Here is a 15,320-nt window from a genome sequence, read left to right as displayed (position 1 = left end):
AGGACCTACATACCCGGCCCGGCTCTGTCGGTCCGACCACGCCGAGCCCGCCTGCGAGCAGCGTCGCCGCCCGGCAGCACGCTCACCTCGTGCGGTGTGGGAGAGCATCGCGGCCGAGCGGGTCGCTATGACACGAGTGGTCGCCCTACCTGGACGCGGGGCCGTGGGCAGGGTGAGCGAAGTGGCATCGACGCGGGTCGGGCCGCCGGTCGCTCCTCCCGCGCTGCCGTCGGGGGCGCCGGACGCCGAGCAGGTCGACGCGTTGCTGCGGCGGCTGACGCCACAGGTGCTCGGCACCCTGATCCGCCGACACGGCGGGTTCGACGCCTGCGAGGACGCCCTCCAGGAGGCGTTGCTCGATGCGGCGCTCACCTGGCCCGAGCAGGGAACGCCGGAGCAGCCGTCGGCCTGGCTGATCACGGTCGCCTCGCGCAGGCTTGTCGATCAGCACCGTAGTGAGCGGGCACGCCGGAGACGGGAGATCGCCGTCGCCGCGATGACTCCGGCCGATGAGGTGTTCGCGCCGGGTCCCGACCAGGACCCCTCGGGCGACCGCGACGACACGCTGGTGCTGCTGTTCCTGTGCTGCCATCCCGCCTTGACGCCGCCTTCGCAGCTGGCACTGACGCTGCGTGCCGTCGGTGGACTCACCACGGCCCAGATCGCCCGTGGCTTTCTGGTCCCCGAGGCGACGATGGCACAGCGCATCAGCCGGGCCAGGCAGCGGATCAAGAACTCCGCGACCCCGTTTCGTCTGCCTGCGGCGGCGCAGCAGGCGGAGCGGCTTCCGATCGTGCTGCACGTGCTCTACCTGATCTTCAACGAGGGCTATGCGGCCTCGTCGGGAGCCGATCTGCATCGTGCCGAACTGACCGGGGAGGCGATCCGACTCGCCCGGACCCTGCGGGACCTGAGACCCGAGGACGGGGAGGTGGCGGGTCTGCTGGCGTTGATGCTGCTCACTGAGTCACGACGCCCGGCCCGCACCAGGCCCGACGGTGCCCTCGTCCTGTTGAAAGACCAGGATCGACGCCTCTGGGATCAGGCGGCGATCGCGGAGGGCGTCACACTGATCACCGACGCCCTCGCCCGCCCGCCCCTGGGCCCCTATCAGGTTCAGGCCGCCATCGCCGCCGTTCATGCCGAAGCGGCGTGTGCCGAGGACACCGACTGGCCGCAGATCCTCGCGCTCTACGGACTGTTGGAGCGGCTGGCGCCCAACCCCATGGTGACCCTGAACCACGCCATCGCAGCGGCGATGGTGCGTGGTCCGCAGGCCGGTCTTGATCTCCTCGCACACCTGGACTCCGACGATCGGATCGCGAGGCACCACCGGCTGGCTGCGGTTCGAGGGCATCTGCTGGAGACGGCGGGCGATCGTGCGGCGGCCCGCGCGGCCTACCGGCTCGCGGCAGAACGCACCACGAGCGCTCCGGAGCGACGCTATCTGACGGGCTGCGCCGAACGGTTGGCCGACGACGGAATCCGGTAGGCCACGCACCTCTGATGCGGTGGTGACCGAGTGACCGCACTGGACCGCCGGTGTTGTGATCCCGGCCGAGCACGACGGTCGACGTCGATGCCCACATGACATCCGGCGCCGAGCAGGCCGTCGGACGCCGCCCTGTTCCGCCGTCTCGCCGTCTCGGCGGCCGGCCGGTGCACCTCGGGCGCCCCACCGACCGCACGGACGCGCCGGAGGACTTCCGAGCCCATTCGCAGTTCCAGTCCGGACGCGCGGCACGGATCTCTCCGGGACCAAAGAGATCCGTGCCGTGGGACCAGGACTGCCCCGTTCGGCTGCGCGGCGGGACGGGGGAACGGACGTCGGCGAATCGTCACCCAGGCGAACTGAGGAGAGGAACACGGCCGCCTCCGATCCCGTTCCGGGCTCGGGCGCTCTCGGTCGGCGGCGTCATCGCCGTCTTGGCGGTGCACGGTCGGCGATCGAGATTCGTGCCGGCCGCACCGGCGCAGCGTGGTCCCGGCGCTGGGTGCAAACTGCTGACCAGCCCTCGACATCGCCTCGGCGAGCTGCCGACCGACCGCAGGCGTTATGCCGACGGCCGGACGTTCGGGTTGCGCCGGAACGCGTTCTCCGGATCGTGCACCGCCTTCAACGCCGCCAGCCGCGCGCGGGTCGCGCTCGGATAGATCGCTGCCACGTCGTCCTCGGTCACCTCGCTCAGGAAGCCGCTGTAGGCACCCGTGCTGAACGGGGCCAGTGTCCGCCAGAACTCGTCGAACTCGGGGCGGATCGCGTCGTGGTCGGCCGGGCCACCGAGGTGGGTGGTGAAGAACATGACGTCCTCGTCCCGGTGGGCGAATGCGGTGGTGCCCTCGGCGACCCGACGGACCGCCCCGCCCATGCTCCGGAACTCCACGTACAGCATGGGGAACTGCCGGGCGCCGTTCAGGACGGTCTCGACGAACGCTCGGTCGGCAACCGGGGCGAAGGCGCTTCGGACCATCGGCTGCCAGCCCGCAGGCAGCCGGGAGGGCTCGCCGAGCACCTCCGCGTAGGGCATCGGCCTGACGTCCGTCGACTGCACGGTGCCGAGTTCGCACAGCGGGGCGATGGCCTTCCTCGCCTCTGTGGTGTCCGACCCGGCGTAGCAGACGGTGATGGTCACCGGCGGCGGAACACCGTCGAACGGCGGGAACACCCCGACCGTCGCGGTGAGCTCGTCCGCCGCCGTGCGCAGGTATGCCGCCCACCCCGTCACGACGTCCGCAGCCTCCTCGGCGGGGTAGCTGATGGTGCCGAAGTGCACGCCCGCCGACTCCTGCGCGAGGACGTCGAAGGAGATGACGACGCCGAAGTTCCCGCCGCCGCCCCGGATGCCGTAGAACAGCTCGGGATTCTCCGTCGCGGACGCCCGCAGCACGTGGCCTGCGGCCGTCACGACCTCGGCGGCGACCACGTTGTCCAGCGCGAGGCCGAACCGTCGCACCAGCCAGCCGATGCCGCCGCCGAGCAGCAGCCCGCCGACGCCGACGGTGGAGGTATCGCCGGCGGAGATCACCAGGCCGTGCTCGCCGAGGACCTTCGCGACCCTGCCCCAGCGGGCTCCGCTGCCTAACCGGACCACGTTGCGCTGCGAGTCGAGAAGCCGGACCTCGTCGACGGGGGACAGATCGATCACCAGCCCGCCGTGGTCGGTGCTGAAGCCCGCGTTGCTGTGGCCGCCGCTGCGCACGGAGATCGGCAGCTCATGGGCCCGCGCGAATCCGATCGCCGCGCGAACGTCGTCGGCGCCGGTGCAGCGCACGATCACCTCGGGGCTGCCCTGATGGGCGAAGACGTTGCGCAGCTCCTCGTATGCGTCGTCGCCTTGGACGACGACCTCGCCTGCGACGGCCGACGCCAACGCACTGATCTGGTCGGATTCCATGATGTTCCTCCTGAGTGGACTATCGAGGGGAAGGCCGATGCGGGGAGTGCCGATCGGTGGCGGGTCGCCGGCCGCTTGCGGCGTCCCGGGCTCGACGTTCCGTTGCTGGTCGGACGACCCGGGCACGAGTCCGCTGCTCATCGATCCGGCCGTGGTGAGCCGAGGTCCTCCCCACCGGGCGTGCGGACCGCATCGGGCCGGGCGCATTGTCGGCGCAGGACGACCGTGGCCGCGGTCCGAGCAGGCCTCCGCCGGACACGGCACACGGGCTCGGCTGACGGGGCAGGCCGGAGACGGCCTGCCCACGCAGCACAGACGGGTCGCGGTGCGCCGGGACCGGCGGCGCAGCCGGTCCCGACGCAAGCGCATCACGCCTCGGTGCCGCCCTGTTCGAGCAGCGGCCACACCTCGACGCCGTTCACCCCGGCGGCCGGGTATCGCGCGGCGAGTTCGACGGCCCGCTCGCCGTTCTCGACATCGACGACGAAATAGCTGGCCAGATGTTCCTTCGACTCCAGATAGGGCCCGTCGGTGACGACCGGGACGCCGTCGCGGACCCGGACGACCTTGGCATTGGTCGTCTCGGCCATGCCCTCGACGCTCACCAGTTCACCGGACTCACGGATCTCCTGCTGAAAGTCGGCGTCCTGCTCGATCAGCGCCGCGAATTCCGCCGGGGAGTACCGCGCCCACTGCTCGTCGCTGCCGTAGATCAGAAGCATGTACTTCACGGTGCTCTCCTCATACCAGGACGTCCCTCGTGGACACCTCTCCTAGATCAGTCGGAGCGGGCGACGGATTCTCGACATCGCGGCAAAATCTGCTTCCCGGCCGCTTCGTCCCGCTCCGGCGGCGGTCCCGTGCGCACCGTGCGGGGCACCGATGAGTTCCCCGCGTTCGACCCGTCATACGACCGTGAACCCGAGACGTGTGGACGCGCAGGCGGAGACCGGGCGGACGCAGACCGGGCGGACGCGGCCAGCCGGGCGGCTGGGCGCCGGAGCAGACAGAGGAGTACGCCATGGGACGAACGGATGCCGAGACGGACGATGTTTTCGTGGTGGACACAGACGATTCCGTGACCGACGGCGAACCAGCAGCCCCGTCGGCGCAGTCGACCTGGACCGACGACGGATCGACTGCCGCCGCCGCGCGGGAGGGCGACGAGGCCGCCTTCGCCCGGCTGGTGCGACGACACGAGCGTGAGCTGCGGGTGCACTGCTACCGGATGCTCGCCTCGGTCGAGGACGCCGAGGACCTCACTCAGGAGACCTTCCTGCGGGCCTGGCAGCGGCGCGAGACGTTCCAGGGACGTGCGACGTTCCGGGCGTGGCTGTATCGGATCGCGACGAATGCGTGCCTGGACTTCCTGGAACGCCGTCCGTCCCGTCGGATGGTGGTCGGACGCGGCACGGAGCCGAGCCGGGCGGTGGCGATCCCCTGGTTGCAGCCCTGGCCGGATCGCCCGGGCGTGCAGGCCGACTCGGCCGAGGCAGGACCGGATGCGGTGGCGGAGTCGCGAGAGACCATCGAGCTGGCCTTCCTCGCCGCCATCCAGCATCTGCCGCCGAGGCAGCGGGCGGTGCTGATCCTGCGCGACGTCCTCGGCACGCCCGCCGCCGAAACGGCGATCCTGCTGTCGGACAGCGTCGCCTCGGTCAACAGCGCGGTGCAGCGCGCACGGGCGACCCTCCGGAGGCAGCTGCCACCCCGCAGGCTGGCCTGGGCCGCCACTGCCGATGCCACCCGGGAGGAGCGCGTCGTGCTTCGGCGGTACATGGCGGCCACCGAACGCGGTGACATGACGGCGCTCGCGTCCCTGCTCCGCGAGGACGCCCGGTGCGGACAGCAGCCCGGAGCGGGCGGTCACTCCGGCACCGATGCGGTCGGCTACCAGGGCCGGGACGTGATCATCTCGTCCTGGGCGCCCGCCATGGACGGAGCGGATGCCGTCGAGTTCCGGCTGGTGGAGACCACGGCGAACGGCCTGCCTGCGGCGGCGGTGTACATCCGGCCGCCCGGCACGACGTGCTATCACGCCTTCGGGCTGGACGTGCTGCGCATCGAGGGCGGTGAGATCGCCGAGGTGGACGCCTTCGCCCCGGACGTCTTCCCGCTGTTCGGGCTGCCCGCGGTGGTGTGCCGGGAGGGGCGGGGCGGCGGTGCGTCGCGCCGCCCGGCCGACGCTGTCGCGCCGCCTGGTCGGTGATGTCGATGGAGACGCTCCGTGCCCACGACCGTCGCAGGGGAGTGCGCCGCCCGACTAAGTGCGGGAGGACGGTGATCGTGGCCTACCCGCCTACCCGCCTACCCGCCTACCCGCCTACCCGCCTACCCGCCTACCCGCCTACCCGCCTACCCGCCTACCCGCCTACCCGCCTACCCGCCTACCCGCCTACCCGCCTACCCGCCTACCCGCCTACCCGCCGGTCCTACCGGGCGGGGCAGGCAAGCAGGTCGACCCCTGGGGCGGGAGACTCGCGTGCCCGCTTCGGAGTCCGGCCGGCACCCAGGCGAGCTGGAGACGAGTGTCCGCGAGCAAGTTGCGGGTCGGTCGTCGGCCATCGGCCCGTACCGGACACCCGCGCAGGCGTCCGGTGATCTCGGGCCGCCCGCTCAGATCCGACGGGATGCCCCAGGTTTCGCCCGGCCGTTCACGGGTCCAAGGTGCTCGCCAATCCGTCGAGAAGGCGGGCGAGCCCGAACTCGAAGGCGGCCTCGAGGTCGGGTGGTTCCACCGTCCCGAACAGCAGCGGAAAGCGACCGGTCGCCTCCAGTTCGGACAGCTCGGAATCACGGTCGTCCCACCACTGGCAGTTGCTGACACCGGTCTCCTGCTCCTCGTCGAGCTCGGAGCCGAGCCAGTTCGCCATGCCGACGACGAAGGCCGTCAACACGACGATCGCCTGCATGGCCACCCGGCGCCGGTCCGGTCGACCGGCATCCAGGACCTGCATCAGCCATTCGGTGTGAGCCAGGCCGCCCGGCGTCAGCAACGGCCTCGGCACCGAGACGCTTCCCGCCGCCCACGGGTGCCGTTGGTACATCCGCCAGTCGCGCCGCGCGGAGATCTCCAGCCCCCGCCGCCAGTCCGAGGGCGGCTCGGGCAGCGGCACCTCGGTGAACGCGCGGTCGGTGATCAGACGGATCAGATCGTCCTTGCCCTCGACGTGTCGGTACAGCGCCATCGTGCTGACGCCGAGTTCGGTGGCCACCCGTCGCATCGACAGCGCAGTCAGGCCTTCGGCGTCGGCGACGCCCATCGCGGTCGCGATGATCGTCTCCCGGCTCAAGACGGCGTCCGGGTCACGCGGTGCGGAGTCGGCGGCGGGGGTGCGCGGCGGCCTGCCGAGGACCACGGTGCCCGCGCCCGGCACGGCCTGCACCAGCCCCTCGTGGCGCAGGGCGGCCAGGGCCTTGGTCGCCGTGGCCATCGCCACGCCCCATTCTCGGATGATCTGTCGCGTCGAGGGGACTCGGTCGCCCGGCCGCAGCTCGCCGGACTCGATGCGCGCGCGGATCGCGCCGACGATCCGCGCGTAGGGCGGGCCGTCTCCGTCGCTCGCTCTGGCAGTCATCCTCGGCTCTCCTTCCGGTAAGTGTCGGTGATCGTACTAGTGCGGTTGCTTGATTCGATCGATGTTCCGGCGTGCGGACGACTCGGTGCCCTCGTGTCGCCCCTGGCCGTCTAATGCCTAGTGCACTACAGGTGGTGCACTAGTGCAAGTCAGGTGGACTGCCCGCTTTTATACGTGGTTTTATGTCTTCCATCGGAGTGTGATTATCATGTACGCACCAGCTCGGTTCGGGTGTGAGGCCGAGCCGAGAAGACAGTGCAAAACTGGGGGCAGCCACATGAACGATCACCGGGACGCACTGGTTTCGGGAGTACGCAGATCAGGTCCGAAGGACGTGGATCAGGCGGTCGGCATCCTGACCGAGGCGTTCATGACGGAGGAGACCACTCGGTGGCTCTTCCCCGTCGATGCCGACCGTCGAGAGTGCCAGGCGCACTACTACCTCCCGTTGGCACACCAGGCCGCGGCCGAGGGCGGCCTCTTCACGGCCGAGGACACCGCCGCCGCGTTGTGGCTGCCGGTCGCCGAGGACGGCGTGTCGGCACCAGACTTCGGCGCCGACGAACTGCCGCCGCCGCTCGCCGCGCACGGCGAGCGACTGATCACGCTCCTCGGCGTGCTCGCCGAGCGGCATCCGCGTGGCCTGCGCCATCTGCACCTGTCGTTCATGGGTGTGCTGCCCGCCGCCCAGGGGCGCGGGCTCGGCTCGGCGCTGCTGCGTCGAGGACTGGCCGAGGCCGACGCTGCGGGTCTGGGCGTCTATCTGGAGACGGCGTCGGCAGGCGCGCGCGCCCTGTACGAGCGGCACGGCTTTCAGGCCACGGGGGAGGCGATGCGACTGCCTGATGGTCCCGAGATCACCGGCATGTGGCGGCCCGCCGCCCGGTGACTCGATCGGCTTCGGCCCGCCGTTCTTCTGCGGGGTCCGCTGTCCCCGCACCGCACCGGCACCCCCCGCGTCGCACTCCCACATCCCGCGTCGTCGCCGTCCGGGTCCGCCATCACGGGCGAGACGGTCAGCCGGCCCGGATCTGGCGGCCCGGATTCGACGGCCCGGTCCACGACGACCCCCGGCCCGACAGCCGGTCCAGACGACCGGACCGACGACCCCAAGCCCGACAACACCCGGCCCGACGGACCGGATCTGAGCGCCGAGGCCGCTGACGGCCGTGGGCCGACGGCTCGGATGCGGCCCGAGAACCCGACGGCGGCCGGCCGTCGCGGGGCTGACCCGGTGCCGTCTCGGAGACCCGACGGCTGAGGTCTGCCGTTCTCGTGCGCCGAGGCGAGGCCGGACGGCCGAGGCGCCACGACCGAGGCGCGCCCTCCGACGACATGACCGGTGGCAGCCGAGGCCGCCACTCTGTTCCTCCTTCCCGAATCTCGTGAAACCGGCTGACAGAACCGACGACAGGAGCACCCCCATGACCCAGACGACGACCGGTCGGACCGAGGCCGAGGTAGTGGCGGGCGGCGGGCCCGACGACATCCTGACCACTCGACGCCTCTCCCTACGAGGCAGCCAGACCGACATCGGCCGCGCCCTCGCGACGGAGGCACGGACCCGCTTCGGCTGGGCCCCGTATCCGGCAGCCGACCCCCTGCGGAACCGGGCTCGCCGCCGCTGGTTCGCCCGCGAATGGCCTGCGCACCACGCCCGCATGCTGGGCGTCGCCGAGGCCCTCGGCCTCGATCCGGAACGAGACGACATCGACTTCTCCGCGATCGCCTCCGGCGCGGTCGACTTCGGCTGCTCCGCAGTCTGGTACCCGCCGCAGACGGCCTCGGACGGACACGGCCGCATCGTGCGGAACTTCGACTTCTTCACCGGCGGCTGGCAGGACATGATCGCCGTGATCGACGGCGGCAGGCCCGCCGACGTGCCCGCAGGCCCGAGAATCTGCGAGACGCCGTACGTCATCGACCTGATGCCCGACGAGGGGCCCGCCTCCACCGCGATCAGCATCTTCGGCTTCGACGGCGCCACCGACGGGGTCAACGAGCACGGCCTCGCGGTCGTGCTGCTGATGGCCGACGTCGAGACCGCCAGGGCAGACGGCGGCGCTCTGCCCACGGTCGGTCTCAACCCGACGCAGGTGCCTCGCTTCCTCCTGGACACCTGCGCCGACGTCGACGAGGCGAAGGAGGCGCTGTTGAGCACCAAGCAGTACGACGAGAGCGCCCCCTGTCACTACCTGATCGCCGACGCCGCCGGACGCGGCTTCGTCTGGGAGCGCTCGCCAGGCGGGGACGAACACATCATCGAGGTCGACGACGGGCCGCTGTGCGTCACCAATCACCTGCTGCACCGCCACCCCGACGTGGAGAACCTGCCCGCCGACAACGCCGACAGCCACGAGACCTACGAGCGGATGCGGACGCTCACCAGGAAGACGCGACAGGACCGGCAGAGCGTGTCCTCTCCGGAAATGATGCGGGCCGACCTCGACGGGGTCGCTCCCAGGGAGGACCCGTCCTGGCGGACGATCTGGCGCACGGTGACCGACGTCCAGGACCGGAGCATGAGCGCGGGCTTCTACCTCGGCGAATCGCAGGCAGGCGACATCCGCAACAGCGAGGAGGTCCTGCTCACCGTCGGCCGCCGTTGAATAAGCGTGCCCGATCCGGCGGCACCGCATCGGCAGCGCAGCTCCGACTCGGTCGAGTCCGGCAGGTCCGATAGGACGTCGTCGGGATCAAGGCGGCGGCGTGGCCTGCTCGCCTGCGCATCGCGGCGAGCAGGCTGTCGGCGTGCACCGAAGCCTTGCGTGACAGTCGAATGCGAGCCCCGCGCGGGTCGGCGGTTCGGCTCCCGGTTCCCCGCAGTTCCATATCGGACACGGGACGGTCGGGCTCGACGCCGCGCAGCCACGACGGCGCGTAGGGCTGGGTTCTGGTCATGCACTCACGGTAGCGACGGGTCGACGGGGGTGCGGCCCGGCGAGTGCGATTCATGACAGATGTCATGAACAGTGCTGACAAGTGTCATAGGAAACTCATGACAGTTGACACTACCTGCGGCGACGTCCGTTCGTCATGATCGGCGGCATGACCTCCCACTCGAGTCTCGTCGTCCTTGTCGTCACCGTCGTCGTCGCGGTCGCCGCTGCCTTCGCCTTCCCCACCGGTCTGGACGCCGTCCTCGCCCTCGGACATCGACACGTTCCGTGTCCGCTCAGGCATCGGCCGCTCAGACATCGGCCGCTCGGGCGTCGGCGCCGTGCCGCGTATCGGCCTGTGGAGGGGTGCGATGGCCGCGCTCCCGTGCGAGAACCTCGGGCCGGGCCCCAGCGCGGGCCTCCGACCACGAGTGAGTCGAGCCGTGATCACCCGTCGTGCGCTGACCCGGGTAGAGAGGTGACGGGGGTGCGACAGCCGAGAAAGCGGCGAAGGTGACGTGAGCCGATGCACGGTGGATGCGGCGAGCCGGAACGAGGTGACGGCAGGGAAGGCGACAATTCGGTTGACGGGCCGCGTGAACGGCCGGTCCGCAGCCGTCGCCGCTGTCTAACATGAGCCCGTGTCATCCCCATCTGACGAGGCATTTCTCGTTCTCCAGCCGTCCCGACAGCGACGACGGTGGTCGATGATCATCGGATCGGTGGTCTCGCTCCTCTTCATCACGCCCGCCACGATTCAAGGCGGTGTGGTGGGGTTCCTCGTCACTGCGGGATTCATGGGCATCGTGCTGAGCCTCGTCTTCCTGTCCTTATATCGGTCGAGGGTCTTGCTGACTCCTCGCCGGGTGGGCAGCCGAGGGATGTTCGGCGGCATCCGCTGGGTGCCGCGCTCCATGGTGGCCGTTGCGGTGCAGGGCCTGTTGTCCATGGGCCGGGAATCGCCGCACAACGTCTTCCTGCTCGATGCGCAAGGCAGGCGGGTGCTGCGCCTGATGGACTCGGTCTACGACCGGACGGCCCTGGATCGGCTGGTGTGGGAGTTGCGGGTCCCCGTCCAGACCTTTCCGCCGGGGACCACGGCGAACAAGCTCGCCCGGGTCTACCCGGGCATCGTGCCCTGGGCGGAGCGCAGGCCGTTCATGATGGCGTTCGCCATCCTGGGCGGGGTGATCATCCTCGTGGTGGTCATCGTGGGATTACTCCAGGCGGAGCGGCTCGCCTCCTGACTTGATCGCAGGCGACGGCACCGAGTGTCTGTGGGGACGCATCGTCGGCGTGGCAGGCAAGGACACCGCTCAGGGCCATCGCGATGCAGCGGACGACTCGCCCGACCGGAACTCGGCCGGTGTGCCGCCGGAAGCACCGGCGGTCGGTCCCGTGGCGGTCGCACCGAACCCCCTCGGCTGAGACCTCGAACGCCTACGATCGAGCGGTGTCGCCTCCGTCCGATGAGGAGCTTCTGGTCATCCGGCCGTCGGCGGCCAGGCGCAGTGGCATCCTGGTCCTCACCGTGATCATGGCGGCGCTCGTCATCCCGACCCCGTCGATCTACTTCGGCTGGGCGGGATTCCTCTGGTCCACCGGGATCGGCGGCGGTGCCCTGGCCTGGACGCTCCTGTCGCTGTATCGGCCCCGGATCATCCTCACCTCGCGTCGCATCGGCCTTCGCGGCCGGATCGGCGGTGTCCGGTGGGTGCCGCGATCCATGGTGGCGCTGGCCGTGCAGGGCTGGCTGCGGATGCCGACCAAGGCACCGCACAACGTCTTCCTCCTCGACGCGGACGGCAGACGAGTGATGCGTCTCCTGGACTCGATCTTCGACCGGACGGACCTGGAAGAGCTGGTCGCCGCGCTGGACGTCCCGGTAGCGGCGTTTCCCGGCGGCACGTCGGCGAAGACGCTCGCGCGGTCGTATCCGGACATCGTGTCGTGGCCCGAGCGCAGGCCGTTCGTGGTGGCCCTCCTGATCGCGAGCGGCCTGCTGGGATCGTTGATCGTCCTCGGCCTGCGGTAGAGCCTGTCTTCGGTCCCTCTGGAGTCGTGAGCAGGGATCGGCGTGGATGAGCTGCCAGGCGGAGGAGGGAGCCATAGCGGAGTCATGGTGACTGACGACAACGCCGCAGATCGCCGCGCCTGCCCCGCGTAACTCCGACGGCAGGGATCAAGATGGCTCCCCAGGCCGTCGGGCGCCGCAACCCGGTACCGGGCCCGCCCGACCCCGGAACAGACCGCCGAGATCGTGCGGCAGACCGGCTCACCTAGCCGATCCGCGTTCGGTGGCGGTTCGATCGCCGCTCGGCCCGGCCTTCTCGTCCGACAGCACCGGTCCGGCGGCGGGCTCGGTGTCGCCAGCTCGGGTGAGCCTGCGTGTTCGCCCCTCCACGGGTACGCAGACCGACCAGCCTGCCTCGGCGCCTGTCGACGGATCGCCGTCGCGGGTCCGCTTCTCTCGCACTGAACTGTCGGCGGCTCATTCGGCTGTGATGAGCTGCGGACTCCGGACTGTTGACCTGCCGATGGTTGTGCCATAGAACTTGAGTGCCCTCGACGGTGAGGGCCGTCGCCGCCGAGGGCGATCGTCGTACCGCAGTCGTCTGGCCGTGCCGAGGCCGAGTGCCCGGTGGTCCGACGCTGGTGGTCCTGCGGCTCCCGTCTCGGTGGACGGCCGATGCGGGCGCGCATCGGCCCTCGACGTCTCGGTGCCTGACATTAGCCCTTCCGCAGGCTCACGACGCCCCCGCCGACGCGACCGCTGGAGTCTCCAATGCCGCTGCCGCCCGCCGATTCTGCTCCCCTGGTTCCTGCGGACGGCTCGGGACCCGAGACCGCCGGGACCACCGAAGCCGCCGTCGCCGACGCCCCGGAGACCTCCGAGATCGTCGTCTCCTCGGAATTCGACGAGAGCCCGGCCTCCGGACCCGGACCCGTGGCATCCAGCCCTACCTCCGATGCCGCCGATGCCGCCGTGTCCGCCGGGACTGTTGCGCCCGCGAGCCCTGCCGCACTCACCGAAGCAGCCGAAGCCACCGAGCGCGCGGGGGCAGTCCTCGGCGCCTCGTCGCCCATCGCACCGTTGGTTCATCTGCGGGCGGCCGGGGTCAGCCTCGTACTCGACATCGCCGATCGACGACTGCCCTCGGTGCTGCACTGGGGCGCGGATCTCGGCACCGTGTCCGCCGAGATGCTCGCCGAGCTGTGTCGGGCCTCGACTCCGGCGCCTGCGCTCAACGATCTCGACGAGATCCAGGTGATCGGCGTCGACGTGCTTCCCGAACACGCCGCCGGCTGGCGGGGCAGGCCGGGACTGACCGGGCAGCGCGACGGCCGAGGCTGGTCACCGCTGTTCGAGCGGACCGCGCTCGACGTCGAGACGCGACCGGCGAACGGCGGTCGGGTGGTGGCCGACGGGCTCGATGCCGAGAACGGCCTGACCATTCGCGTCGAGATCGAGCTGTTGCCCACCGGCCTGCTCCGGCAGCGGGCAGGCGTCACGGCGATCGCGAGCCCGTCTCTGCCCGCCCAGCCGCTCGGCACTCCCTACGCCGTCGACGGTCTCGCGCTCGCGCTCCCCGTCCCCCCGGTGGCCACGGAACTGTTCGACCTGGCGGGCCGCTGGGGTCGGGAACGCGCCCCGCAGCGCGCCCCCTTCGTGGTCGGCTCGCACACCAGAGAGAACCGGCGCGGGCGGACCGGCGCGGATGCCCCGCTGATCCTCGCGGCGGGCACCGAGGGCTTCGACTTCCGGTCCGGCGAGGTGTGGGCGGTGCACGTCGCCTGGAGCGGCAACCACCTGACCTACGCCGAGCGCCTCGCCGACGGCACGGCCGTGTTGGGCGGCGGCGAGCTGTTGGCGGCGGGCGAGGTCCGGCTGGCGGCGGGGGAGAGCTACCTCGGCCCGTGGTTGTACGCGGCCTACGGCGTCGGGTTCGACGGGGTCGCCGCCCGCTTCCACGAGCACCTGCGGTCTCGACCCCATCACCCGCACAGCCCTCGTCCGGTGGTGCTCAACACCTGGGAGGCCGTCTACTTCGATCACGATCTGGATCGGCTGGTCGAGCTGGCCCGGCGTGGCGCCGAGGCGGGCGTCGAGCGTTATGTGCTGGACGACGGCTGGTTCCGGCATCGCCGCAACTCCCGGGCGGGCCTCGGTGACTGGTATGTCGATCCCGACGTCTGGCCGGACGGACTCAACCCCTTGATCGAGCAGGTCCGGGCGCTGGGTATGGAGTTCGGGCTGTGGTTCGAACCCGAGATGGTCAACCCCGACTCGGATCTGGCCCGCGCGCATCCCGACTGGATTCTCGGGATCGGCGACCGCCCGCCGCTGCTGTCCCGCAATCAGCTCGTCCTCGACCTCGGCAATCCCGAGGTGTTCGACTATCTGCTGGAACGCCTGGACTCGCTGCTCAGCGAGTACGACATCAGCTACGTGAAGTGGGACCACAACCGCGACCTGGTCGACGCGGGTCGGCCGCCGACGGGCCGCGCGGGGGTGCATCAGCAGACGTTGGCGGTCTACCGGCTGTTGGACGAGCTGCGTTCGCGGCATCCCGACGTCGAGATCGAGTCGTGCTCCTCCGGCGGGCTTCGGATCGACCTCGGCATCCTGGAACGCACCGACCGGGTGTGGGGCAGCGACGTCATCGACCCCTTGGAACGACAGCAGATCCAGCGCTGGACCAGCCAGCTTCTTCCGCCGGAGCTGGTCGGCTCCCACGTCGGCGCACCCCGCTCACACACCACCGCACGGACGCACTCGCTGTCGTTCCGGGCGGGCACCGCGCTGTTCGGGTCCTTCGGGATCGAGTGGAACCTGACCTCGGCGTCCGCGCAGGAGCTGGCCGAGCTGGCGGAGTGGGTCGCGCTGTACAAGCGGGTCCGGCAGCTGTTGCACACCGGGACGCTGGTGCGCGCCGAGCAGCACGATCCCTCCTTCGCCGTGCACGGTGTGGTCGCCCGCGACGGCGGCGACGCGCTGTTCGCCCTCGTTCAGCTCGCCACGCCGCTGACCTCGATTCCCGGCTCGATCCGGCTGCCAGGACTCGATCCGGAGCGCGACTATGACGTCAGCGTGCAGCCGCCGGGGGACCGACCCTCGCTCCGGCAGTCCAGCACCACGCCCTGGATCGAGGGTGGGGTGCGCCTCACCGGCCGCGTACTGGACCACGTCGGGCTCCGGGCCCCCGCCCTGCATCCGGAGCAGCTCCTGCTGATCCGCGTGCGGGCCGTGACGTCGTGATCGGTCGGCGCCGGGATCGCCGGACGGCGTGACGTCGGCAGCCGACGGCGTCGAACCCGGTGCCGGTTGGGACGTTGCGGCCGGGTGATGTCGTGGCGCTGCGGCCGCCCGCCCGCTCGACCCGGTGCCGCCGAACCGACCCCCGCCGTGCCTGCAAACGTCTCGACTCCAACCCGTGCGAGGCCGTCGAACCCGTCACCGCGACCCG

Annotated in this window: 12 protein-coding genes; 7 read left to right on the top strand and 5 right to left on the bottom strand. The window is 70.8% G+C overall.

Annotated features, from left to right (window positions below):
* Window positions 1-223 precede the first annotated feature (223 nt).
* Window positions 224-1,492 (top strand): RNA polymerase sigma factor, encoded by a 1,269-nt coding sequence (locus UA74_RS18650; protein WP_075743963.1) that lies wholly within the window; start codon window positions 224-226, stop codon window positions 1,490-1,492.
* 562 nt (window positions 1,493-2,054) lie between these two features.
* On the opposite strand, the gene UA74_RS18645 is transcribed toward UA74_RS18650, so the two are convergent.
* Both UA74_RS18645 and UA74_RS18640 read right to left on the bottom strand, forming a co-directional pair.
* Window positions 2,055-3,395 (bottom strand): FAD-binding oxidoreductase, encoded by a 1,341-nt coding sequence (locus UA74_RS18645; protein ID WP_075741415.1) that lies wholly within the window; start codon window positions 3,393-3,395, stop codon window positions 2,055-2,057.
* A gap of 368 nt (window positions 3,396-3,763) precedes the next feature.
* A complete protein-coding gene (locus UA74_RS18640) occupies window positions 3,764-4,117 on the bottom strand; it encodes a YciI family protein (RefSeq protein WP_232237855.1) in 354 nt (117 codons plus the stop codon).
* Window positions 4,118-4,416: 299 nt separating this feature from the next.
* On the opposite strand from UA74_RS18640, the gene UA74_RS18635 reads away from it, so the two are divergent.
* Window positions 4,417-5,604, top strand: a complete 1,188-nt coding sequence (locus UA74_RS18635; protein ID WP_083683334.1) for an RNA polymerase subunit sigma-70 — start codon at window positions 4,417-4,419, stop codon at window positions 5,602-5,604.
* A 445-nt stretch (window positions 5,605-6,049) separates the two neighbouring features.
* On the opposite strand, the gene UA74_RS18630 is transcribed toward UA74_RS18635, so the two are convergent.
* Window positions 6,050-6,973, bottom strand: a complete 924-nt coding sequence (locus UA74_RS18630) for a TetR/AcrR family transcriptional regulator C-terminal domain-containing protein (RefSeq protein WP_075765011.1) — start codon at window positions 6,971-6,973, stop codon at window positions 6,050-6,052.
* Between the two features lie 334 nt (window positions 6,974-7,307).
* Here UA74_RS18630 and UA74_RS18625 point away from each other — a divergent pair, with 334 nt between their 5' ends.
* Both UA74_RS18625 and UA74_RS18620 read left to right on the top strand, forming a co-directional pair.
* Window positions 7,308-7,862: a GNAT family N-acetyltransferase gene (locus UA74_RS18625; protein WP_198042774.1), complete on the top strand. Its 555-nt coding sequence runs from the start codon at window positions 7,308-7,310 to the stop codon at window positions 7,860-7,862.
* Between the two features lie 535 nt (window positions 7,863-8,397).
* Window positions 8,398-9,582, top strand: coding sequence for a C45 family peptidase (locus UA74_RS18620; protein ID WP_075741412.1), 1,185 nt, complete (start codon window positions 8,398-8,400; stop codon window positions 9,580-9,582).
* Here UA74_RS18620 and UA74_RS18615 read toward each other — a convergent pair.
* Together UA74_RS18615 and UA74_RS18610 are read right to left on the bottom strand one after the other, a co-directional pair.
* Window positions 9,563-9,874, bottom strand: coding sequence for a hypothetical protein (locus UA74_RS18615; protein WP_075741411.1), 312 nt, complete (start codon window positions 9,872-9,874; stop codon window positions 9,563-9,565). The two genes, UA74_RS18620 and UA74_RS18615, sit on opposite strands and share 20 nt — an antisense overlap.
* An 84-nt stretch (window positions 9,875-9,958) precedes the next feature.
* Complete coding sequence (locus UA74_RS18610; protein ID WP_157434294.1) at window positions 9,959-10,129, bottom strand: hypothetical protein; 171 nt, start codon at window positions 10,127-10,129, stop codon at window positions 9,959-9,961.
* A gap of 364 nt (window positions 10,130-10,493) precedes the next feature.
* On the opposite strand from UA74_RS18610, the gene UA74_RS18605 reads away from it, so the two are divergent.
* From UA74_RS18605 to UA74_RS18585, 3 genes are all read left to right on the top strand, one after another.
* A complete protein-coding gene (locus UA74_RS18605; protein ID WP_157434293.1) occupies window positions 10,494-11,099 on the top strand; it encodes a hypothetical protein in 606 nt (201 codons plus the stop codon).
* 206 nt (window positions 11,100-11,305) lie between these two features.
* On the top strand, window positions 11,306-11,887 hold the full coding sequence (locus UA74_RS18595; RefSeq protein WP_075741407.1) for a hypothetical protein: 582 nt from the start codon (window positions 11,306-11,308) through the stop codon (window positions 11,885-11,887).
* A 750-nt stretch (window positions 11,888-12,637) separates the two neighbouring features.
* A complete protein-coding gene (locus tag UA74_RS18585; protein ID WP_083683331.1) occupies window positions 12,638-15,112 on the top strand; it encodes an alpha-galactosidase in 2,475 nt (824 codons plus the stop codon).
* Window positions 15,113-15,320: the final 208 nt, after the last annotated feature.

The sequence above is a fragment of the Actinoalloteichus fjordicus genome (assembly GCF_001941625.1).
GTDB lineage: Bacteria > Actinomycetota > Actinomycetes > Mycobacteriales > Pseudonocardiaceae > Actinoalloteichus_A > Actinoalloteichus_A fjordicus.
This window is presented reverse-complemented; position numbering and strand designations above follow the sequence as displayed.

Excerpts from the sequence above, each read along its gene's own strand:
- UA74_RS18645 (WP_075741415.1), bottom strand. The coding sequence starts at position 3,395 with ATGGAATCCGACCAGATCAGTGCGTTGGCGTCGGCCGTCGCAGGCGAG.
- UA74_RS18640 (WP_232237855.1), bottom strand. The coding sequence starts at position 4,117 with ATGCTTCTGATCTACGGCAGCGACGAGCAGTGGGCGCGGTACTCCCCG.
- UA74_RS18635 (WP_083683334.1), top strand. The coding sequence starts at position 4,417 with ATGGGACGAACGGATGCCGAGACGGACGATGTTTTCGTGGTGGACACA.
- UA74_RS18630 (WP_075765011.1), bottom strand. The coding sequence starts at position 6,973 with ATGACTGCCAGAGCGAGCGACGGAGACGGCCCGCCCTACGCGCGGATC.
- UA74_RS18620 (WP_075741412.1), top strand. The coding sequence starts at position 8,398 with ATGACCCAGACGACGACCGGTCGGACCGAGGCCGAGGTAGTGGCGGGC.
- UA74_RS18615 (WP_075741411.1), bottom strand. The coding sequence starts at position 9,874 with ATGACCAGAACCCAGCCCTACGCGCCGTCGTGGCTGCGCGGCGTCGAG.
- UA74_RS18610 (WP_157434294.1), bottom strand. The coding sequence starts at position 10,129 with ATGTCCGAGGGCGAGGACGGCGTCCAGACCGGTGGGGAAGGCGAAGGC.
- UA74_RS18585 (WP_083683331.1), top strand. The coding sequence starts at position 12,638 with ATGCCGCTGCCGCCCGCCGATTCTGCTCCCCTGGTTCCTGCGGACGGC.